21 protein-coding genes are annotated in these 25,609 nt (G+C 72.5%); 16 read left to right on the top strand and 5 right to left on the bottom strand.

The window, feature by feature from the left end; all coding sequences use genetic code 11:
• Positions 1–193: 193 nt before the first annotated feature.
• The 10 genes from FHS08_RS11280 to FHS08_RS11235 all read left to right on the top strand — a co-directional run bounded on the left by FHS08_RS11280 (position 194) and on the right by FHS08_RS11235 (position 12,927).
• Positions 194–1,123, top strand: a complete 930-nt coding sequence (locus FHS08_RS11280) for an efflux RND transporter periplasmic adaptor subunit (protein WP_167039005.1) — start codon at positions 194–196, stop codon at positions 1,121–1,123.
• Positions 1,120–1,977, top strand: coding sequence for an ATP-binding cassette domain-containing protein (locus tag FHS08_RS11275; protein WP_167039003.1), 858 nt, complete (start codon positions 1,120–1,122; stop codon positions 1,975–1,977). Before FHS08_RS11280 ends, FHS08_RS11275 begins: the two co-directional genes overlap by 4 nt.
• A complete protein-coding gene (locus tag FHS08_RS11270) occupies positions 1,974–3,179 on the top strand; it encodes an ABC transporter permease (protein ID WP_167039001.1) in 1,206 nt (401 codons plus the stop codon). The genes FHS08_RS11275 and FHS08_RS11270 overlap by 4 nt, the downstream gene beginning before the upstream one ends.
• Positions 3,180–3,437: 258 nt before the next feature.
• Entirely contained in the window at positions 3,438–4,064 is a 627-nt protein-coding gene (locus FHS08_RS11265) for a PadR family transcriptional regulator (RefSeq protein WP_167038998.1), read from the top strand.
• Positions 4,061–4,822 carry an ATP-binding cassette domain-containing protein gene (locus tag FHS08_RS11260; protein ID WP_167038996.1) on the top strand — a complete coding sequence of 254 codons (762 nt, stop codon included), beginning with the start codon at positions 4,061–4,063 and terminating at the stop codon, positions 4,820–4,822. Before FHS08_RS11265 ends, FHS08_RS11260 begins: the two co-directional genes overlap by 4 nt.
• On the top strand, positions 4,819–7,650 hold the full coding sequence (locus tag FHS08_RS16940) for an FtsX-like permease family protein (protein WP_167038994.1): 2,832 nt from the start codon (positions 4,819–4,821) through the stop codon (positions 7,648–7,650). Before FHS08_RS11260 ends, FHS08_RS16940 begins: the two co-directional genes overlap by 4 nt.
• 528 nt (positions 7,651–8,178) lie before the next feature.
• A complete protein-coding gene (locus FHS08_RS11250; RefSeq protein ID WP_167039842.1) occupies positions 8,179–9,870 on the top strand; it encodes a DEAD/DEAH box helicase in 1,692 nt (563 codons plus the stop codon).
• Positions 9,871–10,024: 154 nt separating this feature from the next.
• Positions 10,025–11,368, top strand: a complete 1,344-nt coding sequence (locus tag FHS08_RS11245) for a hypothetical protein (RefSeq protein WP_167038992.1) — start codon at positions 10,025–10,027, stop codon at positions 11,366–11,368.
• A gap of 210 nt (positions 11,369–11,578) precedes the next feature.
• Positions 11,579–11,719 (top strand): hypothetical protein, encoded by a 141-nt coding sequence (locus FHS08_RS11240; RefSeq protein WP_167038990.1) that lies wholly within the window; start codon positions 11,579–11,581, stop codon positions 11,717–11,719.
• Positions 11,719–12,927, top strand: coding sequence for a YeiH family protein (locus tag FHS08_RS11235; protein WP_167038988.1), 1,209 nt, complete (start codon positions 11,719–11,721; stop codon positions 12,925–12,927). The genes FHS08_RS11240 and FHS08_RS11235 overlap by 1 nt, the downstream gene beginning before the upstream one ends.
• Positions 12,928–13,003: 76 nt before the next feature.
• On the opposite strand, the gene hpf is transcribed toward FHS08_RS11235, so the two are convergent.
• The 5 genes from hpf to mtrA form a co-directional block, all read right to left on the bottom strand.
• Positions 13,004–13,663 (bottom strand): ribosome hibernation-promoting factor, HPF/YfiA family, encoded by a 660-nt coding sequence (gene hpf / locus FHS08_RS11230; RefSeq protein WP_167038986.1) that lies wholly within the window; start codon positions 13,661–13,663, stop codon positions 13,004–13,006.
• A 91-nt stretch (positions 13,664–13,754) separates the two neighbouring features.
• Positions 13,755–14,480, bottom strand: a complete 726-nt coding sequence (locus FHS08_RS11225; RefSeq protein WP_167038984.1) for a ComF family protein — start codon at positions 14,478–14,480, stop codon at positions 13,755–13,757.
• A gap of 92 nt (positions 14,481–14,572) precedes the next feature.
• Positions 14,573–16,243 (bottom strand): LpqB family beta-propeller domain-containing protein, encoded by a 1,671-nt coding sequence (locus tag FHS08_RS11220; RefSeq protein ID WP_167038982.1) that lies wholly within the window; start codon positions 16,241–16,243, stop codon positions 14,573–14,575.
• Positions 16,240–17,928, bottom strand: a complete 1,689-nt coding sequence (mtrB, locus tag FHS08_RS11215; RefSeq protein WP_167038980.1) for an MtrAB system histidine kinase MtrB — start codon at positions 17,926–17,928, stop codon at positions 16,240–16,242. The genes FHS08_RS11220 and mtrB overlap by 4 nt, the downstream gene beginning before the upstream one ends.
• Before the next feature lie 8 nt (positions 17,929–17,936).
• Positions 17,937–18,617 carry an MtrAB system response regulator MtrA gene (gene mtrA / locus FHS08_RS11210; protein ID WP_167038978.1) on the bottom strand — a complete coding sequence of 227 codons (681 nt, stop codon included), beginning with the start codon at positions 18,615–18,617 and terminating at the stop codon, positions 17,937–17,939.
• Positions 18,618–18,781: 164 nt separating this feature from the next.
• Here mtrA and FHS08_RS17305 point away from each other — a divergent pair, with 164 nt between their 5' ends.
• The 6 genes from FHS08_RS17305 (at position 18,782) to aqpZ (ending at position 25,584) form a co-directional block, all read left to right on the top strand.
• Positions 18,782–20,248 (top strand): DUF7847 domain-containing protein, encoded by a 1,467-nt coding sequence (locus FHS08_RS17305; RefSeq protein WP_167038976.1) that lies wholly within the window; start codon positions 18,782–18,784, stop codon positions 20,246–20,248.
• Positions 20,239–20,919 (top strand): DUF4129 domain-containing protein, encoded by a 681-nt coding sequence (locus FHS08_RS17300; protein WP_167038974.1) that lies wholly within the window; start codon positions 20,239–20,241, stop codon positions 20,917–20,919. Before FHS08_RS17305 ends, FHS08_RS17300 begins: the two co-directional genes overlap by 10 nt.
• Entirely contained in the window at positions 20,916–22,274 is a 1,359-nt protein-coding gene (locus tag FHS08_RS11195) for a DUF4350 domain-containing protein (protein WP_208382262.1), read from the top strand. Before FHS08_RS17300 ends, FHS08_RS11195 begins: the two co-directional genes overlap by 4 nt.
• Positions 22,271–23,242 (top strand): AAA family ATPase, encoded by a 972-nt coding sequence (locus FHS08_RS11190; protein ID WP_167038972.1) that lies wholly within the window; start codon positions 22,271–22,273, stop codon positions 23,240–23,242. The genes FHS08_RS11195 and FHS08_RS11190 overlap by 4 nt, the downstream gene beginning before the upstream one ends.
• Positions 23,243–23,384: 142 nt before the next feature.
• Positions 23,385–24,683, top strand: a complete 1,299-nt coding sequence (locus FHS08_RS11185) for a DUF58 domain-containing protein (protein ID WP_167038970.1) — start codon at positions 23,385–23,387, stop codon at positions 24,681–24,683.
• Positions 24,684–24,786: 103 nt separating this feature from the next.
• Positions 24,787–25,584, top strand: a complete 798-nt coding sequence (aqpZ, locus tag FHS08_RS11180; RefSeq protein ID WP_167038968.1) for an aquaporin Z — start codon at positions 24,787–24,789, stop codon at positions 25,582–25,584.
• Positions 25,585–25,609: the final 25 nt, after the last annotated feature.

Here is a 25,609-nt window from a genome sequence, read left to right as displayed (position 1 = left end):
CGGCGTCGGTGCCGCCCGGCCGTGCGCGGACGCGCCGGGTCACAGGCATACCTACCCATGTTATCCGCCCGTGACCTAGGAACGGGCTGTGGACAACGGCGCGCAGCGGCGCCGATCGGTACGCTCGGCAATTACATACGGGGTATGCATGATGCCCCCAACGGCAGGCGCAGCGTGCGCCGGAGAGGATGTCATGGTCGTCTGGCGCCGATGGATCTTCCCGATCCTCATGGTCCTCGTCTTCGGCGCGATCGCCGCAGCCCTCGTGAAGATCGCGTTCTTCGCCGACCCCCCGGAGGCGGCTCTCGAGCCCACCGCACGGATCGCCGACACCGTCGTCGCCGTCGAGCGCGGCGAGGTCGTCAACGCGCTGAGCCTCACCGGCACGATCGCACGGGATGAGTCGTTCCCGATCCGCTCAGAGATCGACGGCACCGTGACGGCGGTGCACGTCGGCGAGGGGCAGTCGGTCGCGGCCGGTCAGGCGCTCTTCACGATCACGCAGACGTATCCCGTCAAGAAGTTCGACGTCGTGGCTCCCGAGGCGGGCGACGTGTCGGAGCTCGCGGTCGTCAAGGGCCAGGCGACGGCGGTGGGCGCCGAGCTCGTGAAGCTCACGCCCGCACGCTTCCACGTCCTCAGCACCGTCGAGCCGGTGCAGCTCTACCGGCTGCTCAACGCGCCGTCCGAGGCATCCGTCTCGATCCAGGGCGGACCCGCGCCGTTCACGTGCACAGGACTGAAGGTGCAGGTCGCCGACGACGGCACGACGAGCGTCCGCTGCGCGGTACCGGCCGAGCAGGTCGTCTTCGCGGGACTGCAGGCACAGCTCGACATCAACATCGGAACGGTCTCCGACGCACTCGTCGTGCCGACGACCGCCGTCAAGGGCGGAGCGGAGTCGGGCATCGTCTGGGTCGACGCGGGCGACGGCGCCGAGCCGGTGGAGCGCACCATCGCGCTCGGCGTGAGCGACGGCACCGTCGTCCAGGTCACGGAGGGCCTCGAGGAGGGCGAGCAGATCCGTCAGTTCGTCCCAGGACTTGCCGCGGCGAACGAGCCCGTCTGCTACGACGACGGGATGGGCGGCCAGTACTGCGAGCCTCAGGGGTGGAGCTGGTGAGCCTCGTCCTCCTCGAGGGCGTCACGAAGCACGTCCTGCTCCCCGACGATACGCGGCTCGACATCCTGCGCGGCGTCGACCTCGACGTCGCGGCGGGCGACCACGTGTCGATCGTCGGGCGCAGCGGCTCGGGGAAGTCGACGCTCCTCAACATCCTCGGAATGCTCGACCGCCCCTCGAGCGGCTCCGTCTCGTTCCGCGAGCGGCCCGTGGGCCGGATGGGCCAGTCCCGGCTCGACCGTCTCCGCGGACGCAACGTGGGCTTCGTCTTCCAGCAGTTCAACCTTCTCGCGGGCCGATCGGCGCTCGAGAACGTCGCGATGCCGCTCAGCTACGCGTCAGGGCGCGCGTTCTGGTCGCGTCACAGGGTCGCCGCCGAGATGCTCGACCGCGTCGGGCTGTCGCATCGGCTCGAGTCGCCGCCCGAGCAGCTCTCGGGAGGCGAGCAGCAGCGCGTCGCGATCGCCCGTGCGCTCGTCCGCCGCCCTGCGCTGATCCTCGCGGACGAGCCGACGGGAGCGCTCGACGTCGAGACGGGCGGCGCCGTCATGACCCTGCTCGACGAGATCGCGTCGGAGGTGGATGCCGCGCTCGTGACGATCACCCACGACGTGCACGTCGCGGCGCGCGCCCGCCGCCACTACCGTCTCGAGGCCGGCATCCTCTCCCCCGTCGAGCTCGATCTCGCGTTCCGCGAGACGGCGCTCGGGTCCATCGCCGAGGCGCCCGCGGGCGTCTGGGGCGCCGAGGCCCGCGCGGCGCTGGCCGGCGCCGAGCAGACGGCCGCGCCGGGCACGAGAGTGGGTGCGGCCGCTGCGAACGCCGGTCCGGATGCCGCGGCGGCGGCACCGTGAGCGGCATCGTCGGCGCGCTCAGCGACGCCTGGGCCGAGCTGCGCCACCACAAGCTCCGTGTGCTCCTGAGCCTCATCGGCATCGCCGTCTCGGTGGCGGCGCTGACGGCCGTCGTCGCGCTCGGCGAGTTCCAGCGCCAGTTCCAGGCCGAGCAGTCCGACCGATCGGGCGGCCGCGTCGCGACGCTCATGGTGTCGGCCAACAGCACGGACGGGTCGATGCTGGACTGGGAGGCGTTCGACGATCGCGTGCAGCGCGTCTCGGAGCGGTTCGAGTTCTCGCATTCGACGCGGATCGTCGATCAGCTCACGGTGCAGCTGCAGACGCCGGACCAGGTGCAGCCCGCCATGACACGGCTCATCGACCCGGCGTATCCCGTCATCCATCGCACTCCCCTCGTCGAGGGCAGATGGCTGCGCGACGGCGACGAGCAGCTGCTCGCGGCTCCCGTGGTCATCACTGAGCCGCTGTGGGACGTCTACGGCCGGCCCGACCTCGACGGCTTCACGCTCCGCCTGGGAGGCGAGCTCGCGGGCACCTACCCCGTCGTCGGGGTCACGCCCCGCCAGTACGACGGCGATCAGGAGAAGCGCATCACGATGCTCTACGACAGCTACACGTCACGCGTCGACGCCCTGCCCGCAGACCTGTTCGTGTCATGGGAGATCTGGGTGCCGGGCGAGATGGCGGCAGACATCGGTCCCGTCCTCGCGATGGACCTGCGCGCGGGGCTCGAGAACGCCGAGGTCCACGTCAACCGCAGCGACTGGGGCTCACGCCCCGAGGCGCAGGCCGGCTCGATGATCTTCGAGCTCATCACAGGCTCGATCGCGGGCCTCGTGCTCCTGCTCGGCGGGCTGGGCCTCGTCAACATCCAGCTGGTCGCGATGCGTCAGCGCATCCGAGAGATCGGCGTCCGCCGCAGCTTCGGAGCGACCGGCGGGCGCATCTTCTCGTCGGTGCTGCTCGAGAGCGTCGTGGCGACCGCCGTCGCAGGCGTCATCGGCATCGCGATCGCCATCGCCGTGCTGCGCGCGCCGTTCGTGCTGCAGATGTTCCAGGGCCTGCAGGACATCCCGCCGTTCCCCATGCGCGCCGCGATCACGGGGCTCGTGGCCGCCGTCGCGATCGGCGCGCTCGCGGGGTTCATCCCCGCTCTCGTCGCGGTGCGGGCGAAGGTCATCGAGGCTCTGCGCTTCTGAACGGGTTGCCTCGCCCTGCGCCCCTCGCGGGGCGTGGGCCGCGGCATCCCCGCCGGTCCCGCGAATCCATGCATCCGTGCCCAATCCATGCCGGTCGTGTGGCTGAGAGGCATGGACTCGGCGAGATCACGTGGACTCGCGACTGGTCCTTCGCGTGGCGCGCCGGGATGCAGCAGCCTTGACTCGATACTGGGTATGTATATACTCGGAAACTAGATACCCGGTATCATCGCCGGGTCGACGACGAAGGAGCGGCGGATGTCGGTACGCCAGAGCCTGCTGGCCATCCTCGATCAGGGGCCCTGCTACGGCTACCAGCTCAGATCCGAGTTCGATCGCCGCACGGGCTCCACCTGGCCTCTCAACGTGGGCCAGATCTACAACACCCTCGACCGGCTCGAACGCGACGGACTCGTCGGCAAGGGCGATGTCGACGAGCAGGGCCATGTGTACTGGGAGATCACGGACGCCGGACGCGACGAGGTGCGCTCGTGGCTCGCGTCTCCCGTCGAACGAGGGCTGGCGACGCGCGACGAGCTCGCGATCAAGCTCGCCGTCGCCGCGACCCTCCCCGGCGTCGAGGTCGCGGAGGTCATCCAGACGCAGCGGCGGGCCTCCCTCGCACAGCTGCAGGCGCTGCACCGCGCCAAGTACGCGGGGGCCAACCCCGACGGACCCGAAGAGCTCGCCTGGTCGCTCGTCGTCGACTCGATGATCTTCGCGGCGGAGGCCGAGGTCCGCTGGCTCGACCACACGGAGCAACGGCTCGCGCTGCATCCGCAGCGCGCGATGGCGCTCGAGCTGTCGACCGAGCGGCCCAAGCGCGGGCGGCCGGCTGCGGCATCCGTCTCTCCGCTCGTCGAGCCTGTCGAGGCGTCGAAGTGACCGCCCTTCGAGAGCCTCAGCGGCCGGGGCCGCCCGATCAGGGACCGGTCCTGCGCCTGGTCGGCGTCACGCAGCAGTACGGTCACGGCGCGACGGCGGTCTCGGCGCTCTCGGGCGTCGACCTCGAGGTCGATCGCGGCGAGCTCGTCGCGATCATGGGGGCGTCGGGCTCGGGCAAGTCGACGCTTCTGTCGATCGCGGGCGGCCTCGCCACGCCCACGACGGGCGAGGTCGTCATCGAGGGGACCTTCCTGTCCACCGTGTCGCCGTCAGGCCTCGCGAAGCTGCGCAGACGGTCGCTCGGCTTCGTCTTCCAGGACTTCAACCTCATCCCGACCCTCACGGCGATCGAGAACGTGATGCTGCCGCTCGAGCTCGACGGCTTCCGGGCCCGTGTCGCGCGCCGCGCCGGCCTCGACGCGCTCGCCGCCGTCGGCCTCGCCGACAAGCTCGACTCGTACCCCGACGACCTCTCGGGCGGTCAGCAGCAGCGCGTCGCGATCGCGCGCGCCGTCGTCGGCGGCCGGCGCCTCATCCTCGCCGACGAGCCCACGGGCGCGCTCGACTCCGTGACGGGCGAGACGGTGCTTCGGATGCTGCGGGCGCGGGTGGATGCCGGAGCCGCCGCGATCCTCGTGACGCATGAAGCGCGGCACGCGGCGTGGGCCGACCGCATCGTGTTCCTCCGCGACGGCCGCATCGTCGACGAGACGCGCCGCGACGGCGCGGAGACGCTCCTCGCGGGAGGCCACCGGTGACGGAGGTGCTGGAGGCGCCCACCGGCACGACGCCATCCGACGAGACGTCGGATGCCGCATCCCCGATGCGCGGCGGGTGGCCGCGCCTGCGCGCCGAGCTGCGCCTCGCACGGCGCGCCACATGGCGATCGAGGGGGGCCAGCCTGCTCGTCGTGGCGCTCGTCGCCGTGCCGATGATGCTCCTCTCGGGCGGGCTCGTGGTATTCCAGAGCCACCAGCCGACCCTCGCGGACGAGGTCGACGCCGAGCTCGGCCGGGCCGACGCGAGGCTCGAGCCCGTGAGCGGGCCCGACCCGTCGCTCACGCAGTCGGCAGAGGATCCGTGGTGGTGGGAGATCGACCGCGATCAGAAGACCGGCGAGCCGGTCAACGAGGTGCTCGCGCCTCTCGACGATCCCTCGACGCTGCTGCCCACGGCGACGCGCGTCATCGAGGTCGGCTCCGCGCGGGTCGTCGCACAGACACCCGGCGGCATCGGCGGGCTCGACGCCGTCGTGGGCGAGGCATGGGACCCGTCGCTGGAGGGACGCTACGAGTTCCTGTCGGGCGAACGGCCGCAGGGACAGAACGAGGCCATGGCGTCGCCCGGCGCCCTGCGACGGCTGCACGCGCAGGTCGGAGACACGATCGAGCTGACCAGCCCGCAGGCATCCTTCGTCATCACGGGCGTTCTCAAGGACGCGTCGCGCACCGACGCCGAGCAGACGGTCTTCGTCCCGGCAACCGCCGCACTCGAGGCGATCCGCGAGACGCGCACGTGGTTCACGCCGGACTGGCAGCCGACGGCCGATGAGCTGACGGAGTTCAATCGCGAAGGCGTGATCGTGTTCGCACGGGACCTCATGCTCGAGCGCGAGGACGGGCGGTACGTCGATCCCGGCACGGCGTTCGCGCTGGCCTCCGCGACCGCCCTCGTCGCGGGGTTCAGCGGCTACCTCGTCGTGCTTCTGGCCGGCGCCGCGTTCTCGGTGAGCACACGGCGACAGCAGCACGCGCTGGCTGTGGCCTCCAGCGTCGGCGCGCCCAGGGCGTCGCTCATGCGGCTCGTCCTGCTGCAGGGCACCGTGCTCGGACTGGCGGGCGGCGTCGTGGGCGCGGCCCTCGGCGTCGCGGCCGCGTGGCCCGCGCTCATGCTCCTCGACGACGGCCGGAACGCGAGCTTCTGGGGGTTCTACGTGCCCTGGTGGGGGCTGGCCGGCATCGTGGCGTTCGCCGTCGCCGTCGGCACGGTCGCTGCGCTGCTGCCCGCCCGTGCCGCGACCCGCGGTGACGTGCTGCAGGCGCTGCGCGGCGCGCGCCGCCCCGTGACGCTTCGGACGAAGCGGCCGCTGTGGGGGCTGCTCCTCATCGCGATCGGGGTGGGGCTTTCGGCGACCGGCGGGCTGATCCTCGCCGGCCTGCGCGCGAGCGAGCATCCCGACTACGGCTCTCCTCCCTTCGTCCTGGCCACCTGGGCGATCGTCGGCGGACCCATCGTGTTCCAGGTGGGCGTGATCGTCGCCGGGCACTGGCTCCTCACGCTCATCGCACGCTGGGCGTCGCGGTTCGGGCTCGCGACCCGTCTCGCGGTGAGGGATGCCGCGGCCAACCCGGCTCGGATCGTCCCCGCGTTCGCCGCGATCGCCGCCTGTGTGTTCCTGGCATCCTTCGCCCTCTCGGCCGTCGCGATCTCGGGCGCGGCGTCGGGACGGTCCCATTGGTGGCAGGGGCCGGAGGGGAGCGTCGTCGTGAACGTGTGGGGCGTCGACGAGCTCTCGGAAGCGACCGAGCGCGAGGCGATCGCCGCTCTCGAGGCGACCGATCCCGACGCGGTCGCCGTGGTGCGGGGCGAGCCTTCGGTCGACGAGTATCGCGGGGACGGGCCGACCGACGAGCGGCTCCGCACGACTCTCCGCCCCGAGCGCTTCGGCATGGCCGACTGCGATGATCCCGCCACCGTCGGCCCGTGCCAGACCGCGGCAGGGCGCCTCCTCGGTTCGAGTCCGCCCGTGGCGATCGCCGAGGATGAGCTCGCCACCGTGCTCGGGACGACGCCGCCGGAGTCCGCGCTGCGCGTCTTCCGCGACGGCGGCGCTCTCGTGCTCGACAACCGGTGGGCATCCGGAACCCTGCTCTCGGACGGCTCGGTCACCCTGCACGAGTGGGACGGGTCGGACGTCCTCCTGGGTCTGTACGACACGCTCCCCGCCCCGCTCGGCGAGCTGACGTTGCCCGCCGTGCGCGTGTCCACACCCCACTCCCTCCCGTGGGAGCTCATCGTCTCGCCCGCGACGGCGGAGGCCATCGGCCTGCCGACGGCCGTGAGGACGGTGATCGGCGCGTACGACGAGCCGCCGGCGCAGGAGACCCTCGACGAGCTCGACCTGCGCGCATCGATCCCCGGCACCAGCGGCGGCATCTCGTCGCAGTTCGAGAGCGGCCCTCCGGCCCCCGACCCCTGGCTGTGGCTGATCCTCGGGGCGGTCGGCGCGCTCGTGCTCGCCGCGGGATCGATCGCGCTCGGCCTGTCGCGCGTCGAGCGTCGCCCCGACGACGCGACCCTCACTGCCGTCGGCGCGACACCGCTGCTGCGCCGGTCGATCGCGCTGTGGCAGGCGCTCGTGCTCGTCGGCCTCGGATCGGTCATGGGCACGATCGCGGGCGTCATCCCCATGTGGGGCATCACGCTCGGCCTCGACCAGCGCGACGTCGGGGCGGCGAGCATGGCAGACACGCCGTGGCCGTGGCTCGCGGGGCTCGCGGTGGGCCTTCCGCTCGTGATGGCGGTGGCGAACTGGCTCGTGCCGCCGCGGCATCCTGAGCTCACGCGCCGGACGGCGATCGCGTGAGACGTCCGTCGCCCGATCGCGTGGATCGGCCGGGAATCGGCGGCTCGACCCGGAATCCATCCGAAGACGGGGAGATCTCCGAGTTCCGGGATCTCGCGTGGAACGGATCCGCACCATCCGGACATGTACAGATGAACCCCAGAGAGGATGCACCATGAGCCCCGCACCGATCGACCCCGCCGCCCTCACCCTGCCCCCGACGCAGCCCATCGACCTGAGCGACCTCGTCTCCGCGAGCCTCTCGCGGCGCTGACGCCCACTCGTCCGCCCGAGGATCGTGCGGCAAGGCCCTCACAGACTTCGCAGTCGCAGGCGCGCTCCGCACGGATCGACGCCACCCCTGCGAGGACCGCGCGATTCTGCGACGTCTGTGAAGGGCGGAACCCGCGCCGTGGGCGCAGGGACGAGACGAGACAGGATGCCGCGGGGCGCGGCATCCTGTCGCCTCACAGGCGGCGCGCACTAACCTGAAGCGTGACCTCCACCGACGCCCCGATCGAGGCCGAGGCTCCCGAAGAGCCCGCCGCGATGACGTTCGCCGATCTCGGACTGGGCGAGGCGGTGCTCAAGGCACTGCACGACGTCGGGTACGAGACGCCCTCCGCGATCCAGGCCGCGACGATCCCGACGCTGCTCGCGGGCCGCGACGTCGTCGGGCTCGCACAGACCGGGACGGGAAAGACGGCGGCCTTCGCGCTGCCGATCCTCGACCGGCTCGACGTCTCGCAGAAGAGCCCGCAGGCGCTCGTCCTGGCCCCCACCCGCGAGCTCGCGCTGCAGGTGTGCGAGGCGTTCGAGAAGTACGGGTCGCACGTGCGCGGCGTGCACATCCTGCCCGTCTACGGCGGACAGGGGTACGGCGTGCAGCTGTCGGCGCTGCGCCGCGGCGTCCACATCGTCGTCGGCACCCCCGGCCGCATCATGGACCACCTCGACAAGGGCACGCTCGACCTCTCCGAGCTCAGGTACCTCGTGCTCGACGAGGCGGACGAGATGCTCAAGATGGGCTTCGCCGAGGACGTCGAGACGATCCTCGCCGACACGCCCGACACGAAGCAGGTCGCGCTGTTCTCCGCGACGATGCCGGCAGCGATCCGGCGGATGTCGCAGCAGTACCTGCACGACCCGGAAGAGATCACGGTCAAGACCAAGACCACGACCTCGGCGACGATCACGCAGCGGTACCTGATCGTCTCGTTCCCGCAGAAGATCGACGCCCTCACCCGCATCCTCGAGGTCGAGAACTTCGAGGGGATGATCGTCTTCGCCCGCACGAAGAGCGCGACGGAGGAGGTCGCCGAGAAGCTCCGCGCCCGCGGCTACTCGGCGGCCGCGATCAACGGCGACATCGCGCAGGTGCAGCGCGAGCGCACCGTGAACCAGCTCAAGTCGGGCAAGCTCGACATCCTCGTGGCGACGGATGTCGCAGCCCGCGGCCTCGACGTCGAGCGCATCTCGCACGTCGTGAACTTCGACATCCCGACCGACACGGAGTCGTACGTGCACCGCATCGGCCGCACGGGCCGCGCAGGCCGCACGGGCGACGCGATCAGCTTCGTCACGCCCCGCGAGCGCGGGCTCGTACGCGCGATCGAGCGCGCGACGAGGCAGGAGCTGACCGAGATGCAGCTGCCGAGCGTCGACGAGGTCAACATCACGCGCCTCTCGCGATTCGACGACCGCATCACGGCGGCCCTGGAGAGCAGCGACCGCATCGAGCGGTTCCGCGACATCGTCGCCCATTACGTCCGCCACCACGACGTGCCCGAAGTCGACGTCGCCGCTGCCCTCGCCGTCGTCGCGCAGGGCGACTCGCCGCTCCTGCTCGACCCCGAGCCCGAGCCCCCGCGGCGCGAGCGCGGCGAGCGCTTCGAGCGCGACGACCGGCCGTCGCGCTTCGACCGCGACCGGCGCGACGATCGCGGCGACCGGCCGGAGCGGCGCGCACGCCCGAGCGGCGGACGGTTCGCGACGTATCGCATCGCGGTCGGGAAGCGCCACCGCGTCGAGCCGCGGCAGATCGTCGGCGCCCTCGCGAACGAGGGCGGGCTGAGCCGTGGCGACTTCGGCGCGATCCAGATCCGTCCGGACTTCTCGCTCGTCGAGCTCCCCGCCGATCTCCCGCAGGACACGCTCGGGCGGCTCGCCGACACCCGCATCTCGGGCCGGCTCATCGAGCTGCGCCTCGACACGGGAGGCCCAGGGCGCCGCACCCGATAGGGGCGCCACCGGCGACCGTCCAGACCCGCGGGATGCGCGACCACCGCCACCGCATGTCGTCGACACTCGGCGGGTGGCGAGCTCCGGGCCGACGCGCGGGCGTCGTCGGCGAACGCCCAGCTGGACGAAGCCCGTCGGAACCTAGGATCAGTGCATGGCAGGTTTCTGGGGCACTCGCAAGAAGGAGCGCGAGCAGCTCGACGCGCAGGATGCCGATCTCGCGCGCCGCGCGAGGTCCGCGCTGGTCGCCGCCGACGAGCGCATCCGCACGACGACCGACGAGCTCGCCTTCGCAGAGGCCGAGCTCGGCATCCAGCCCACGAAGGACCTGCGCGACGCGCTCGCGGCGGTCACGCACCACCTCGGCGAGGCGTTCCACCTCAACCAGCTCAACCACGACGAGATCCCCGACACGGCCGAGGAGCTGCGCACCCGCAACGCGCGCATCCTGCAGTTGTGCGAGTGGGCCGACGAGCTCCTCGACGACCGCACGGGAGCGCTCGCCGAGCCGATCGCACGTGCGCGTCGTGCTCCCGAGATCCTGGCCAGTGTGCGCAGGGACGCCGCGGCCCTCCGCGCGCGGATCCCCCACATCCGCGAGACCATCGGCCGCCTCGCGGCCCGCTACTCGGCGGACGCGCTCGCGCAGGTCGACGCGAACCCCTCGGAGGCCGAGCAGCTCATCGGGTTCGCCGAGCACAGCGCGTCCGTGGCCGAACGCCGGCGCGAGGCCGGACAGCGCGAGCAGGCCAACCTCGCCCTCGAAGCCTCGATCGAGTCGATCAGGCGTGCCGAGGCGCTCGTCGACGCCGTCGAGAACTACGAGATCGAGGCACTCAGGGCCGAGTCGACGCTCGCCGCCATCATCGACGACTCCCGCGGCGACCTCATCGCCGTGCGCACCGCGCCGCAGGCGCCGACCGTGCTCGCCGCGGCAGCCGCGCTCGACGCAGCCCTCAGGTCGCTGCCCGCGGCGGGCGTCAACACCGATCCGTTCGCGCACCTGACGCGCCTGCGCGAGGCGAACACGGCCCTGGACTCCGCGATCGCGGCCGAGCGCGAGCGGGCGGCCCGTCCCGTCATCCCGCCCGAGCAGGTGCGCAACGCGATCGACGACGCCGATCGTCAGCTCGCGATCGTGAAGGACGTCATCGCGGGGCATCGCGGCTGGATCGGAGCCGACGCCCGGACCCGCGTCGCCGAGGCCGACCGCACGCGCACAGACCTCGACGCGTTCCTCGGCCAGCGGGCGTCGACCCTCGCGCAGCCGATCCTCGAGGAGCAGCGCGAGCACGCGCTCGCGCTCGCGCGCAGGGTCGCCTTCCTCGCGAACGAGGGCCTTCAGCTCGCGCAGCGCGACATCGACTCGTCCCGTCCGCCCGGCGGTCCCGGCAGCTGGGGCGGGCCGGGCCAGGGCCAGGGGCAGGGCGGCAACATGCTCGGCGGCATCCTCGGCGGCCTCGTCATCGGCTCGATCCTCGACGGCATCTTCGACTGACCCCACGGGCGACGGATGCCGCGCCGGCCGGCTGCGGCATCCGTCGCCTGCATTCCGAGGGCCGCACGCGTCGGAGCGAGACGGCCTGTGTCGATGTGTGACGCCGCCTGAACGTCGGTTACGGGCGACCCTGTCGCGCTCTCGAGCGCATCGCTAGCGTCCTAGCACTGTCTGCTCGACAGCATCCCCCCTCTCGATAGGAGTCGTCTCATGGCAGACGCACAGCCCGCGAAGGCGCCGGACCGGCGCCCGTGGTTCGTCTGGGACGAGGACTGGCTCGCGACCTTCGTCGGTCTCGGCCTGTTCCTCGTCCTGCTTTTCGGCATCGTCCCGGGGAGCGTGATCCCCTGATGGCCGAGAACAAAACGCCGGGCACGGCATCCGACCTCGCCGAGGCGACGGACACGGCGCCGGCCGCGCCGCGCCGCGTGACACCTGACGAGCTCCAGATCCCGGACGCCGCTGCGGCCACCGCGAAGCCCGGCTGGGGGTGGACCACAGCAGGCCTGGTCGCCGTCTTCGTCGTCGGCGTGCTCACGTGGCTCCTCTCCAAGAACGTGCCGATCTGGACGGCGGGCACGCCGCTCGAGAGCATCGGCGCGGCGCTCGAGTTCCCCGTCTACGCGATCGCGCTCGGCCTTCTCGGCAACGTCGTGCTGTACCAGTTCGGCGTCCGCGACCGGATCGCGGCGGGATTCCGCACCGAGCTGTTCATCAAGGTCGGCCTCGTGCTGCTCGGTGCGTCGGTCGATCTCGGCGTCATCGCGAAGAACATCGGACCGGCGATCATCCAGGCGATCCTGCTGATCTCGGGCGTCTTCTTCTTCACGTGGTGGGTCGCGGGAAAGCTCGGCGTCGAGGAGAAGACGCGCGCGCTGCTGTCGAGCGCGGTGTCGATCTGCGGCGTGAGCGCCGCGATCGCCGCCGCCGGCGCCGTGCAGGCCAAGCGCGAGCAGCTCGGCTACGTCGCGAGCCTCGTCGTGCTGTTCGCGCTGCCCTCGATCTTCCTGCTGCCATGGCTCGCGGGACTGCTCGGCCTCTCGCCGGCGGTCACGGGCGCGTGGATCGGCGGCAACATCGACACGACCGCCGCCGTGACGGCTGCGGGCTCCCTCGCGGGCGAGGAGGCCCTGCAGATCGCGACGATCGTCAAGACGACGCAGAACGCGCTCATCGGCATCGTGGCGGTGCTGCTGACGCTGTACTTCACGATCAAGGTGCCCGACGCCGGTGTCACGGAGCGTCCGCGGGTCGGCGACATCTGGCACAGGTTCCCGAAGTTCGTCCTCGGGTTCATCCTCGCCTCGGTCGTCGCGACGATCTACATCGCGGCGGTCGGCGACGCGGATGCGACCAAGCCCGTCATCGCGACGATCAACAACGTGCGCACGTGGGCGTTCATCTTCGGGTTCAGCAGCATCGGGCTCGGGTTCAGCGTCGCGGCGGTCAAGCGCGCCGGCGCGAGGCCCGTCCTGGCGTTCTTCCTCGCGACGATCGTCAACATCGTGCTCGCGCTCGCGCTGGCCTTCGTCCTGTTCGGGTGGCTGTTCGCGGCGTAGGGGGTTCGGGCCACAGGGCCCGGAACGACGGAGGACGGATGCCGCGCGGCATCCGTCCTCTGTCGTTCGCGGCTCGCTACGAGGCGAGCTCGATGGGAGCCGCCTGGGTCGTGAGCGAGATCACGCCGTAGTCCCAGCCCTTGCGGCGGTACACGACGCTCGGGTGGTCGCTGCGCGCGTCGATGAACAGGAAGAAGTCGTGGCCGACCAGTTCCATGCGGTCGACGGCTTCCTCGACGGTCATCCACTCGGGGTCGAACTGCTTCGTGCGGATGACGACGGGCGTGTAGCCCTCTTCCTCCTCGTTGCCCGTCACGATCGGGATCTCCCCCGTCGCGACGGCGCGGAGCACCTCGACGGATGCGGGCTGGACGTCGATCCCGGAGATGGCGCCGTTGCCCTTGTCGAGCTTGGCGCCGCGCGGCCGGTTGCGGGCGTCGACGCGCTTGTCCTTCGCACGTCGAACCTGCTCGGCGAGCTTGTCGACCGCCATGTCGAGTGCGGCGAATTTGTCGCCGTCCGTCGCCTCGGCGCGGATGATGGGGCCCTTGCCGGTCAGCGTGAGCTCGACCGTGTCGTCTTCCATTCGCCCGTTGTGGTACGCGCGATGCGTGACCTTGACGTCGAGGGTCTGTGCCCGCGGAGCGAGATTCGCGATCCGGGCGGACTTCTCCTCGACGACCGAGCGGAAGCGATCCGTGATGCTCACTCCCACGCCGACGATGCTGGTTTCCATCCCTGACCTCCTTGTTCCGGTCCTCCCGGTCAAGGGCGGACCTTCAGTCGCCTTGTCCCCCCAACCGTAGTGCCCACGGCTGGGAGTTTCATCACCCGGTGTGCGATGTGACGCGCCGATCGCTCCACGAAGGGGTCGCGGCGACGGCGGCGGCGCCCACGACCTCCGCCCCCGCGGCGCGCAGCGCTCGAGCCGCCTCGGCGAGAGTCGCACCCGTCGTCACGACGTCGTCGATGACGAGCACGCGCAGGCCCGCGGCATCCCGCGCTCGAAGCGACCCCGCGACGTTGCGACGCCGCGCTTCGCGCGCGAGGCCGCGCTGGTCGACGGTCGCCCGCGCGATCCGCAGGAGGGGCCGGACGCGCAGACCGGCCCGGCGCGCGACGAGGTCGACGACGCGGAACCCGCGACGGCGGAAGGCCGCGCGCGAGGTGGGCACCGGCACGACGACGACTCCCGCGGACGAGCGCGCCGCGGCGTCGGTGCGCGCCAAGGCTCCGGCGCGCGCGGCGTCCCCCCGCACCGCCTCTGCGACGGCCGCCCGCAGCGCGGGCGCGAGGGCTCTTGCGAGGCCCGTGCGCCCGTCCTCCTTGAGGGTGCGCACGACGCGTGCCCGCGAGGCGTCGAACGACAGCCCCGACCATACGGCGAGGCCTCCGCCGAGGTCGCGGCGCGACACGTGCGGCTCGAGCCCCCTTGCGCACGTCTCGCACAGCGAGGCGTCGGGGATGCCGCATCCCGCGCACTCCACGGGCAGGACGAGCGCGAGCGCATCGGCGAGCGCGCGGCGGACGACGGTGGAGGAGGAGTCGCGCATGCCGGCCAGACTGCCTGCGCTCGGGCGACGCGGTGGGAGGTGCGTCCCCCGCGGTGGACCCGCCCCGGTGGGACTGCGCTGGGGAGGAGCGGCTACTGCGTCGCGAGCAGCGCGATGCCCGACGCGGTCTGCTGCCAGTTCGTGCCGCGCTGGATGAGCAGCGCGCCGTCGGCCGTCCGCAGCCGCGCAGGCGAGGAGGCGGTGCCCCCCGCGATCGAGGCCGCCGACGCCGGCGCCGCCGTCTCGACGGCCTGACCGCCGACCGCCTGCTCGACGACGACCGACGAGTCGCCGTCGCGAGACAGGATGCCCAGGCTCACGTCGTCGATCCACGCGATGCCCGCCCCCACGCCCGGCGCGAAGCTGAGGGTGAGGGAGTCGCCCGCGAGCCGCTGGGGAACGCCGTCGGCGTCGCGCACGATGCCCGAGATCCACACCGCCGTCCGACCTCCTGTCGTGACGACCGCCGCGATGCGCGTGCCGTCTCGGGAGACCGCGATGCCGGCGATCTGCGAGGCGCCGGGCCAGGCATCCGCGACGGCGATGCGCACGCCGTCGCGCGCGTACGCCGCGACGCCGCCGGGCGCGCCACGCGGCACGGTCCACACGAACCCCTGCGGATCGACCGTCGGATCCACCAGGCCCGCGCGCGCGTCGAGCGGAAGCGAGGATCCGTCCGCCTCGACGCGGACGACAGTGCCGTCCGCGAGCCGGACGCCCGCGAAGTCCTGATCGCGCGAGACCTGGACGGCGGCGACGGGCAGCTCCTCGATCGCCTTCGACAGCCCGGGGATGGGCGAGAGCTCGTCCCCCGCGAGGAAGCCGAAGCCGCCCTCGGTCCGCACGAGCGGCAGCGTGCCCACGCGCGTCGACCGCGTCTCGATCGGCGTCGCATCGAGCTGCGCGGCCCCGACGTACATCTGGACGGCGGAGACGCCTGCGCCGCGCAGGCTCTCGACGAGCTGGGTCTGCATGCGGTCGAACGCGTCGCCTTCGGCCGTCAGCGCCTCGGCGGTCAGGTCGACCTGGGCGACGCCATCGGGCGCGGGCACCGAGCGCCCCGCGAGCGTCGTCCCCTCCGGGAAGGCCGTCACGACGGAGTCGGCGAGCCACGGCGAGGGCCGGCCGTCGAGGAGGGCGTCCACGATCTGCTTGGCGACGCCGGTCGAGGTGAACCACCGCACGTCGGGCACGAGGAACTGCCACGACGGGTCGAAGTACATGAGCGAGTAGCGGCGGAACACGTTCGTGAACTGGTCCCGATCGAGGACCAGCCCGTCCGGCGCTTGCGTGATGCGCCACTCGCCGTCGATCTGCTCGAGGGCGAACGCGATCTCGGTCGACCCCAGCTCCGACGGCTCGTACGCGCCGGTGGCGTCGACGGTCGCGACGGGCGTCAGCGTCACCGTCACGCTGCCGTCCTCGTGCACGACGGGCAGCCGATCGCCCGCGATGTCGATCGTCACCCCCGCCTGGGGCTTCCATGTCGTGCGGAACTCCGGTGCGAGGAACTCCTGCGCGACACTCCAGCCGCCCGAAGGGCCGGACCCCGCGCGCAGGAATCCCGCCACGATCTGGTCGGGAGTGGCTCCGGTCTGCGGGCTGTCGGGGCGGAAGGCGATGTCGGGGAGCTGAGCGTTCTGTCCGTCGTCCGCGTGCCCCATGTTGACGGGGCCCGACGTGTCGAGTCCCGCGCATCCCGCCAGCGCGACGACCGCCACGACGGCGGCGAGCGCCGACAGGATGCCGCGTCCCCGCCTCATTGCGCTCCTCCCGTCTGCGCGCCGCGCACCGGCAGGTCGATCGGCTGGGTCAGATCGAGCGCCTGGACGCCGTCCTCCTCGCCGGGGTCGACCCGGACCGGCGACGGCGCCTTGAGGCGGCCAGAGTGCCGGGGGATCGTGAGGACGAAGTTCGAGCCGCGCCCCACTTCCGACCAGACCGCGAGCTCTCCGCCGTGCAGGCGCGCGTCTCCGAGGGCGATCGACAGGCCGAGGCCGGTCCCTCCGATCGTCCGCGTGCGCGACGGATCGGCGCGCCAGAACCGGTCGAACACACGCTCGACGTCGCCGGGCTTCATCCCGAGCCCGAAGTCTCGCACGCCCAGCGCGACGGCCTGCTGATCGCTGTCGACCGTGACGACGACGGGCCTGCCCTCGCCGTGCTCGATCGCGTTGCCCAGGAGGTTGCGCACGACTCGGCGCACACGCCGAGGATCCATGTCGACGGGGGAATACCCCCCGGGCGCCACGAGGCGGACCTCCGTCCCGTGCTGCTGCGCGAGCTGGTGCATCGACTCGATGACGTCCTCCGCGAGGTGCGCGAGGCTCGTCGGCTCGCGTTCGAGCTGGACGGACCCGGCGTCGTACCGGCTGATCTCGAGCAGGTCGGTCAGGAGCGTCTCGAACCGCTGCACCTGAGCGTTCAGCAGCTCGGCCGCGCGCGCCGTCGTCGGGTCGAACTCGTCGCGCTGGTCGTTGATCATGTCGGCCGCGAGCCGGATCGTCGTGAGCGGCGTGCGCAGCTCGTGCGACACGTCGGAGACGAACCGCTGCTGCACGAGCGAGAGGTCGGCGAGCTCCTTGATCTGCGACTCGATACTGTCGGCCATCGCGTTGAACGAGCGCCCGAGCGTCGCGAGCTCGTCCTCGCCGCGGACGGGCAGCCGCACCTGGAGCTCGCCTGCCGCGAGCCGCGCGCTCGTGTCTGCGGCGTTGCGGATCGGGGTCGTGACGGACCGCAGGACGATCCAGGAGATGCCGCCGATCAGCAACACGAGTCCCACCCCGACGATCCACAGCACGCCCTGCACGAACGCGAGGGTCTGCGACGGGCCGTCGAGGTCGTACACGATGTACAGCTCGTACGGGCCGACCTGCGGCACCTCCAGCTGCTGCCCCACGACGATGCCGGGCCGGGGCCCGCCGTCGGCGCGGCCGAGGTCGACCGACTGCCACCATTGGCTCGCTGTGCCGTTCTGCACGGCGTCGCGCATGCCCTCCGTGATGAGCGACTCGTCGGGGAACGATGCGAAGTCCTGCGGCGCGATGGGCGACGGCGTCCTGTCGATGCGGAACGCCGCGATCATTCCGCTCGACGACTGCTGCGCGATCGTCCCGTATGCGGCGCTCATGAGGTTCTGCAGCTGAGCGCCGTCGCCGTCGAAGGATGCCGCGTCCAGCGTCTCCTGGGCCGCCTCCGTCGCGCTGCGCGAGATGCTCAGCACCTGGTTGAGGCGCGACGTGAACAGGTCGTTGCGGATGAACAGAGCCATGAGGGCGCACGCGACCGTCACGGCGAGCGCCGACAGCGCGAGAGTGACCACGATCGTGCGGAAGCGCAGCGATCTGCGCCACACGGCGGCGAGGTTGCCGGGCCACGCGCGCCAGTCGCGCCATCCCGTCAGCGGCGTGGGCACCGCCGCGGTCGCCGTGCGAGCCTCTGCCACGGCATCCCTCAGACGACGGTGCCGGCGCGATAGCCGACGCCGCGGACCGTCGTGACGATCTTCGGGTTGTCGGGGTCGACCTCGACCTTCGCGCGAAGCCGCTGGACGTGGACGTTCACGAGGCGCGTGTCGGCCTTGTAGTGGTAGCCCCACACCTGCTCGAGGAGCATCTCGCGGGAGAACACCTGCTGCGGCTTGGACGCGAGCGCCACGAGCAGCTCGAACTCGAGGGGCGTGAGCGCGATGACGGCGTCTCCGCGGCGCACCTCGTGCGCCGCGACGTCGACCGTCAGGTCGCCGATGCGCAGGGCATCGCCCGTCGGCTGGGCGGCGGGGCGCAGCCGCGTGCGGATGCGCGCGACGAGCTCCTTCGGGTTGAAGGGCTTGACGATGTAGTCGTCCGCACCGGACTCGAGCCCCTTGACGACGTCGGCCGTGTCTGTGCGCGCCGTCAGCATGATGATCGGCACACCCGATTCCGCCCGCACGCGTGTGCAGACCTCGATGCCGTCCAGTCCGGGGAGCATGAGGTCGAGGAGGATGAGGTCGGGGCGCTCGGCGCGCCACACGTCGACCGCCTTCGCGCCGTCCGCGCAGAACACCGTGTCGAATCCCTCGGTGCGCAGCACGATGCCGATCATCTCGGCGAGCGCGGTGTCGTCGTCGACAACCAGGATGCGTGAAGTCATGGGGGCGGGTCGGTCCTTTGCTTGTGCCCCGGGGATTGCGCCCGTCGGCGCGTCGTCCCTGAAGGCGCTCTCCACAGAGTAATGGACCGTGACTGGGGACGAGCCGAGCGCTTCACGGGCGTGTGACACGATAGGGGCACCGCACCCATCGCGACGGAGGAACAGTGACGTATCCGGCCTGGACGCCGGCATCCCGCCCCGGGATCATCCCGCTCCACCCTCTCTCGTTCGGCACGATGCTCGGCCGCTCGTTCTCGGCGCTGCGGCAGAACCCGCGCGTGCTGCTGGGATTCGCGCTCGGGGTCCAGCTGCTCGCCTACCTCGTCCTCATCCTCGCGGTCGGCGGTGTCGCGTGGGCGGCCTTCTCCCGCCTGGAGACGCTGCGCCCGGGGACGGACGACTTCCAGTCGGTCCTCGCAGGATCGACGGGGATCACGATCGCGGCGGCCGTCGTCCTCGGCCTCGCGGTCGGGGCGCTCAGCGCGATCGTTCAGGGGGTCGTCGTACGCGAGGTCGCGCACGCGGCGGTGGCGGAGGAGCCGACGCTGCGCGAGCTGCGGCGGAGCTTCACACCCGTCGCATGGCGGCTCATCGGGTACTCGTTCCTCCTCCTCGCGGCAGGCGTCGCCCTCATCGCCGTCGTCGCTGTCGGCATCTTCCTCATCGGCGTCGTCGCGCCGCCCGCCGCCATCGCCGCGACCGTGCTCCTGGTGCTCGCGGCGATCCCCGGGTATCTCTGGCTCACGACCAAGCTCCTCCTCGTCCCGTCGGCCATCGTGCTCGAGAGGGCCACGATCGGTGGCGCGATCGCGCGATCGTGGAGGCTGACGCGCGGCCGGTTCTGGGCGGCGTTCGGGATCGTGGTGCTGATCTCTCTCATCTTCGGGACGATGGCGCAGGTCGTCAGCATCCCGTTCTCGCTCGTCTCCGCGGGGTTCACGACGATCCTCTCCCCCACTGGCGAGCCGACGACGGGCGCCATCGTGGGGTTCCTCGTGACGGGTCTCGTGACGCAGGTGCTCACGCTCGTCATCCAGGCGGTCACGCTCGTCGTGCAGGGCACGGCGTCCGCCCTCGTGTACATCGACTGCCGCATGCGGCACGAGGGACTCGATCTCGATCTGCTCCAGTACGTCGATGCTCGGGATGCCGGAGCCGCCGACCTTCCCGACCCGTACACCGTCGGCATCGGGCGCAGCCTGGCCCCGCGCCCCGTCGCCTCCGCGCCGCGTTACCCCGTGTACGGCACGGCGTACCCGGCGCCGGCGCCGTACCCGGGACAGCCCCACGCGGCGCCCGGCTCGTACCCGTGGCCGGGGCAGGCCGGGCCGTACCCGGGGCCGGCGTACGGACCCCAGGGCGGATACGCGCCCGCGCCGTATGGATACCCGCCCGCGCAGAACACGCCCGCACATCACCCGTCCGATACGCCCGCCGCCGCGCCGGGGTCGCCGATCCCTGCGGGCGCCGCGGCGGACCCGGCGAACCCGGCGCGGACGGTCGCACCCGGCGCAGCGACGGATCCGCGGCCATCCGATGCGCCCGCCGCGACGACGTGGACGGCCCCTGGCCGATCCGCCGCCGCCGACGACGACCGCGCCGCCGCCGACCGAGAGTCGCCGTGGGCCTAGCCGTCGGGGCGCTCCTCGTCGCGATCCCCGGTCCTCCGCTCGCGCCGGAGGGCGACGACGCCCGTCGATGGGCCGAGCAGGAGCTGTCCGACCCCGCGTACGCCGCCGCACAGCCGACGGCGTTCGACCGCATCGCGCGCGCCATCGGCGACTTCGTCGCCGATCTCCTCTCGGCCCAGCTCCCGGAGGGCGTCGGCTCGCTCGTCGCCCTCGTCGCGGCCGCCGTCGCGATCGGCGTCATCGCGACGGCGATCCTCGTGTGGGGCGTTCCGCGCGCCACGGCCCGATCGCGTCGCGTGCCCGCCGAGCTGTTCGGGGAGGCCGAGACCCGCTCGGCGACGCAGCTGCGGGCGGATGCGGCATCCCGTGCTTCGGAGGGCGAGTGGGAGGCTGCGATCGTCCTGCGCTTCCGCGCGCTCGCGCGCGGACTCTCCGAGCGGGGGATCGTCGATCCTCCCCCGGGGGCGACCGTGCATGCGTTCGCGCGGAGGGCCGGTCGCTCGTTCCCGGCGTCGGCGGCCGAGCTCGAGGCCGCCGCCGGCGCCTTCGACGACGTGCGCTACCTCCGCCGGCCCGGCACCGCCGAGCTGTATCGCTGCGTGGCGGCGGTCGACGACGCGGTCGCGGCGGCGCGCCCCGTCGTCCACGATCCGGCGGGGGTCCCCGCGTGAGCGCCGTCACGGAGCTGCGACGGGGTCGCGCCCGGCGCGTCGCGACGTGGGGCGTGATCGGCGCGGTCATCGTCGTCGTCGCGCTCGTCGGCGTCGCACTGGCGCAACGAGCCGTGTGGGAGCCGCGCGACGCGCTCGACCCCGATTCGCACGGGCCGACGGGAACGCGCGCCGTGGCGCAGCTCCTGCGCGGACAGGGCGTCGACGTAGTCGTCGCGCGCGACCGCGCGGCCGCCGCGGATGCGCTCGCTCGGGGCGACGCGACCCTGGCGCTCCCCGACGCCCCCGCCCTTTCGGACGAGGCCGTCACGGCGCTGACGGCGGCCGCGACCGACGTCGTGCTCCTCGACCCGCGGACGCGCACGCTGCGTCTCCTCTTCCCGGACTCGGCGATCGGCGGCGCGGCGCCCGAGGTCGCCGTCGAGCCCGGCTGCGATCTCGCCGAGGCGCGCCGTGCCGGCGCCGTCGCACCCGGGACGGTCTTCACCCCGGGCGCGGACTCACGGGCCACGTCCTGCTACGAGACTCCCGCGGGATGGGGACTGCTCGTGCAGTCCGGGGACGACCATCGGCGCAGCGCCGTAGACGGACGCGCCCTGTTCACGAACGAACGGCTGGCGGTGCACGGCAACGCGGCGCTCGCCCTCGCTATCCTGGGTCGGCACGCGACCGTCGTCTGGTACGTGCCGAGCATCTCCGACTCCGACCTCTCGGGCGCGGCCCCGAGCCTGGGCGAGCTGACGCCGTCATGGGTGAGCCCCGTGCTGGCCCTGCTGCTCGCCAGTGCGCTCGCCGCGGCGGTCTGGCGCGGGCGGCGCTTCGGCCCGCTCGTCGCCGAGCGACTCCCCGTCACGGTGCGCGCCTCCGAGACGACCGAGGGCAGGGCCCGCCTGTACTCCCGCTCCCGCGACGCCGTGCACGCCGCCGACGAGCTGCGCATCGGCGCGCTGAGACGCATCGGGCGCGTGCTCGCCCTCGGGCCGTCCGCGTCGGCAGGCGAGATCGCGGATGCCGCAGCCGCCCGCACAGGGCGGGATCGCATCGCCGTGCGCGGCATCCTCCTCGACGATCTGCCCCGCACCGACGCGCAGCTCGTCGCGCTGCACGACCGGCTGCGCGCACTCGAGGACGCTGTGCACGCGGCCGCCCGTCCGTCGACCGCTCCGCGCGCCGCCGCAGGGCCGGACACCGCCGCCGGCACGCACACCCCGGGAGGGTCGGCCAGCGCGACCGGCCCGGGACCCGCAGCCGCTCCCGCTCCCGCACCGCGACCGACGCAGGACGGCAGAGGGCGCACGACCGGCACCGATGCGCGACCCGCAGCCGGACCAGGAATCGAAAGGAACCCCTCATGACCGACTCCCCCGCAGACGACGCGACTCTCCGCGAGGCCGTCAATCGCGTCCGTCTCGAAGTCGGCAAGGCGGTCGTCGGCCAGGACGGCACCGTGACGGGCGTGCTCATCGCGCTCCTCGCCCGCGGCCACGTGCTGCTCGAGGGCGTGCCGGGCGTTGCGAAGACGCTTCTCGTCCGCGCCTTCTCGACCGCGCTCGGGCTCGACACGAAGCGCATCCAGTTCACGCCGGATCTCATGCCGGGAGACGTGTCGGGCTCGCTCGTGTACGACGCGAGGACGGGCGAGTTCGAGTTCCGCGAAGGTCCCGTCTTCACGAACATCGTGCTCGCGGACGAGATCAACCGGACGCCGCCCAAGACGCAGGCGGCCCTCCTCGAGGCCATGGAGGAGCGCCAGGTCTCCACCGACGGCGTGACGCGCAGGCTCCCGGAACCCTTCCTGGTCGCCGCGACGCAGAACCCCATCGAGCACGAGGGCACGTACACGCTCCCCGAGGCGCAGCTCGACCGCTTCCTCCTCAAGCTCGTCGTCGATCTGCCGTCGCGCGACGCCGAGCTCGATGTCCTCCGGCGCCACGCGCAGGGTTTCGACCCTCGCGACCTCGCGGGCGCGGGCCTGCGGCAGGTCGTGACGGCCGAGGAGATCCGGGCGGCGCAGCGGGCCGCGGCATCCGTCACCGCCTCGGACGACGTCCTGGGATACGTCGTCGACCTCGCGCAGGCGACGCGGCGCAGCCCCTCGGTGCAGCTGGGGGTGAGCCCGCGCGCGGCGACCGCGCTGCTGGCCGCCGCGAAGGCATGGGCGTGGCTCGGCGGATCGCCCGCGATCACGCCCGACCACGTGCAGACGCTCGTCGTGCCGACGTGGCGGCACCGGCTCCGGCTGAGGACGGATGCCGAGCTCGAGGGCGTCTCGGTCGACGCCGTGCTCGGCTCCGTGCTTCAGCAGACGCGAGTTCCGATATGACGCTCCCCACCCGCAACCGCTGCGCCGAGTCCACCTTCGGCCGCCGAGTCCACGCCCGCTTCCCGCGGTGCAGACGTGGATTCGGCGAGCGAGCATGGACTCGGCGGGTGGATGCTGCAGCTCAGGACGCGAGGCGAGTCCGGTGTACCTGAACGGCACGTTCCCTGTGCTCGTCGCCGTCGGCGCGGTGCCGGTCGTGCTGCTGGCGCTCGGCGGCGTGGACGCCTGGGCGGCGGCAGTCGGATGGCTCGCGCTGTGCGTCGTGCTCGCGCTCGCCGACGCTGCGATCGCGGCAGACCCGCGGGCGCTGCGGGTCGAGCGGTCCCTTCCCCCACGCGCGCTGCTCGGCGAGCGCGTCGAGGCGACGCTGCGTCTGCGCAGCGCCGGCGCGCGCCGGGTGCGCGGGCGCGTGCGCGACGCCTGGCAGCCGACCGCGGGCGCCCGCGCCGCGCGGCCTGAGATCGACATCCCTGCGGGCGAGAGCCGGAGCCTCTCCATCCCGCTGCATCCCCGGCGCCGGGGCGAGCTCGCGTCGGAGTTCGTCGTGGTCCGCTCCGATGGGCCCCTGCGGCTTGCGGGACGCCAGGCGCGGCTCGCGCACAGGGGCGCCGTCCGCGTCCTCCCGCCGTTCACGGCGCGCAGGCACCTCCCGTCGCGGCTCGCACGGCTGCGCGAGCTCGATGGGAGCACGAGCGTGCAGATGCGCGGCGAGGGGACCGAGTTCGACTCGCTGCGCGAGTACGTGCGCGGCGACGACGTCCGCTCGATCGACTGGCGGGCGACCGCCCGGTCGTCGACGACGATGCTGCGGACGTGGCGACCCGAACGCGACCGGCACGTCGTGATCCTGATCGACACGGGCCGCACAGCGGCCGCGCGCGTCGGCGACGGCGTCCGGCTGGATGCCGCGATGGAGGCTGCGCTCCTGCTCGCGGCCCTCGCGAACCGCGCAGGCGATCACACGCACCTCGTCATGTTCGACCGGGTCGTGCGCGCGCGTGTGTCGCGGGTCGACGGCCCGGCACTGCTGCCCGCCCTCGTCGACGCGATGGCCTCCGTCGAGCCGCAGCTCATCGACACGGACTGGGATGCCGCGTTCGCGCAGCTCCGCTCCCTCACGTCGCGTCCGTCGCTCGTCGTCGTCCTCACGGCACAGGATGCCGCGGAGGCCGCGCGCGGATTCCTGGGGTCGCTCCCTGCGCTCGCGCGCCGCTCGCGCGTGCTGGTCGGGTCCGTCACCGACGCGATCGAGATCGAGTCTCGGCCCGATGCGGCGGGCGTCTACCGTGCGGCGTCGATCGAGCGCTCGGCCCGGGATGCCGCGCTCGTCGCCGCGGCGATCGGACGTGCGGGGGCGGAGGCGATCGCGGACTCGCCCGAGGGGCTCCCGCCCCGCATCGCCGACAGGTACCTGGCGCTGAAGGCCGCAGGGCGGCTGTAGCGGCCGGCCGAGGGCGTGTCCGGATGTGACGCTTCCTGCGTGATCCTCCCTGGGAAATCGCTGAGCGGACGCTACGCTCGCGACCGGAGAAAGGAGCCGCATCATGTCGGACACGACCACGGCACCCAGCACGGCTACCAAGCTCGTCGCGGAGGCCTTCGGGACCCTCCTGCTCGTCCTGGGAGGCGTCGGCACGGCACTGTTCGCCGCGAACTTCCCCACGGGCTCCGAGGGCAATCCCCTCGGCGTCGGGCACCTCGGCGTCGCGTTCGCCTTCGGGCTGACCGTCCTCGTCGGGGCGTACGCGTGGGGTCCCGTCTCGGGCGGGCACTTCAACCCCGCCATCACTCTCGGGCTCGCCGCTGCGGGCCGCTTCGCGTGGAAGGACACCGTCGGCTACATCATCGCGCAGATCATCGGCGGCGCCGTCGCGACGACGCTGATCGTGCTGATCGGGCTGTTCGGCCCCGGGTCCGGTGCCGACGCGTGGCTCGCGCAGGCCCAGGACGGCGGCTTCGCGTCGAACGGCTTCGGCGACCACTCCCCCGGCGGCTTCGGACTGGGCGCCGCGATCATCGCGGAGATCCTGCTGACGGGCATCTTCGTGCTCATCATCCTCGGAGTGACGCATCCGACGCGGGGCACGGCGGCTCTCGCTCCGCTCGCGATCGGCCTGACGCTGACTCTCATCCACCTCATCTCGATCCCGATCGACAACACGTCGGTCAACCCCGCCCGTTCCATCGCCGCCGCGATCTACGGCGGGGTGGGTCCGCTCTCGCAGCTGTGGGTCTTCATCGTCTTCCCGATCGTGGGCGCACTGGTCGCAGGCTACGCGCACCGCGCGCTGTTCGAGCGGCAGCCCGCGCCGCCCGCGCAGAGGGAGGCACGCACCAGGTAGCCGACGCAGAACGCAGAGCGGCCCG

It is taken from the genome of Microbacterium ulmi (assembly GCF_011759705.1).
In the GTDB taxonomy this organism is placed as follows: domain Bacteria; phylum Actinomycetota; class Actinomycetes; order Actinomycetales; family Microbacteriaceae; genus Microbacterium; species Microbacterium ulmi.
The sequence above is the reverse complement of the archived record's forward strand: the minus strand, read 5'-3'. Positions and strand labels throughout refer to the sequence as shown.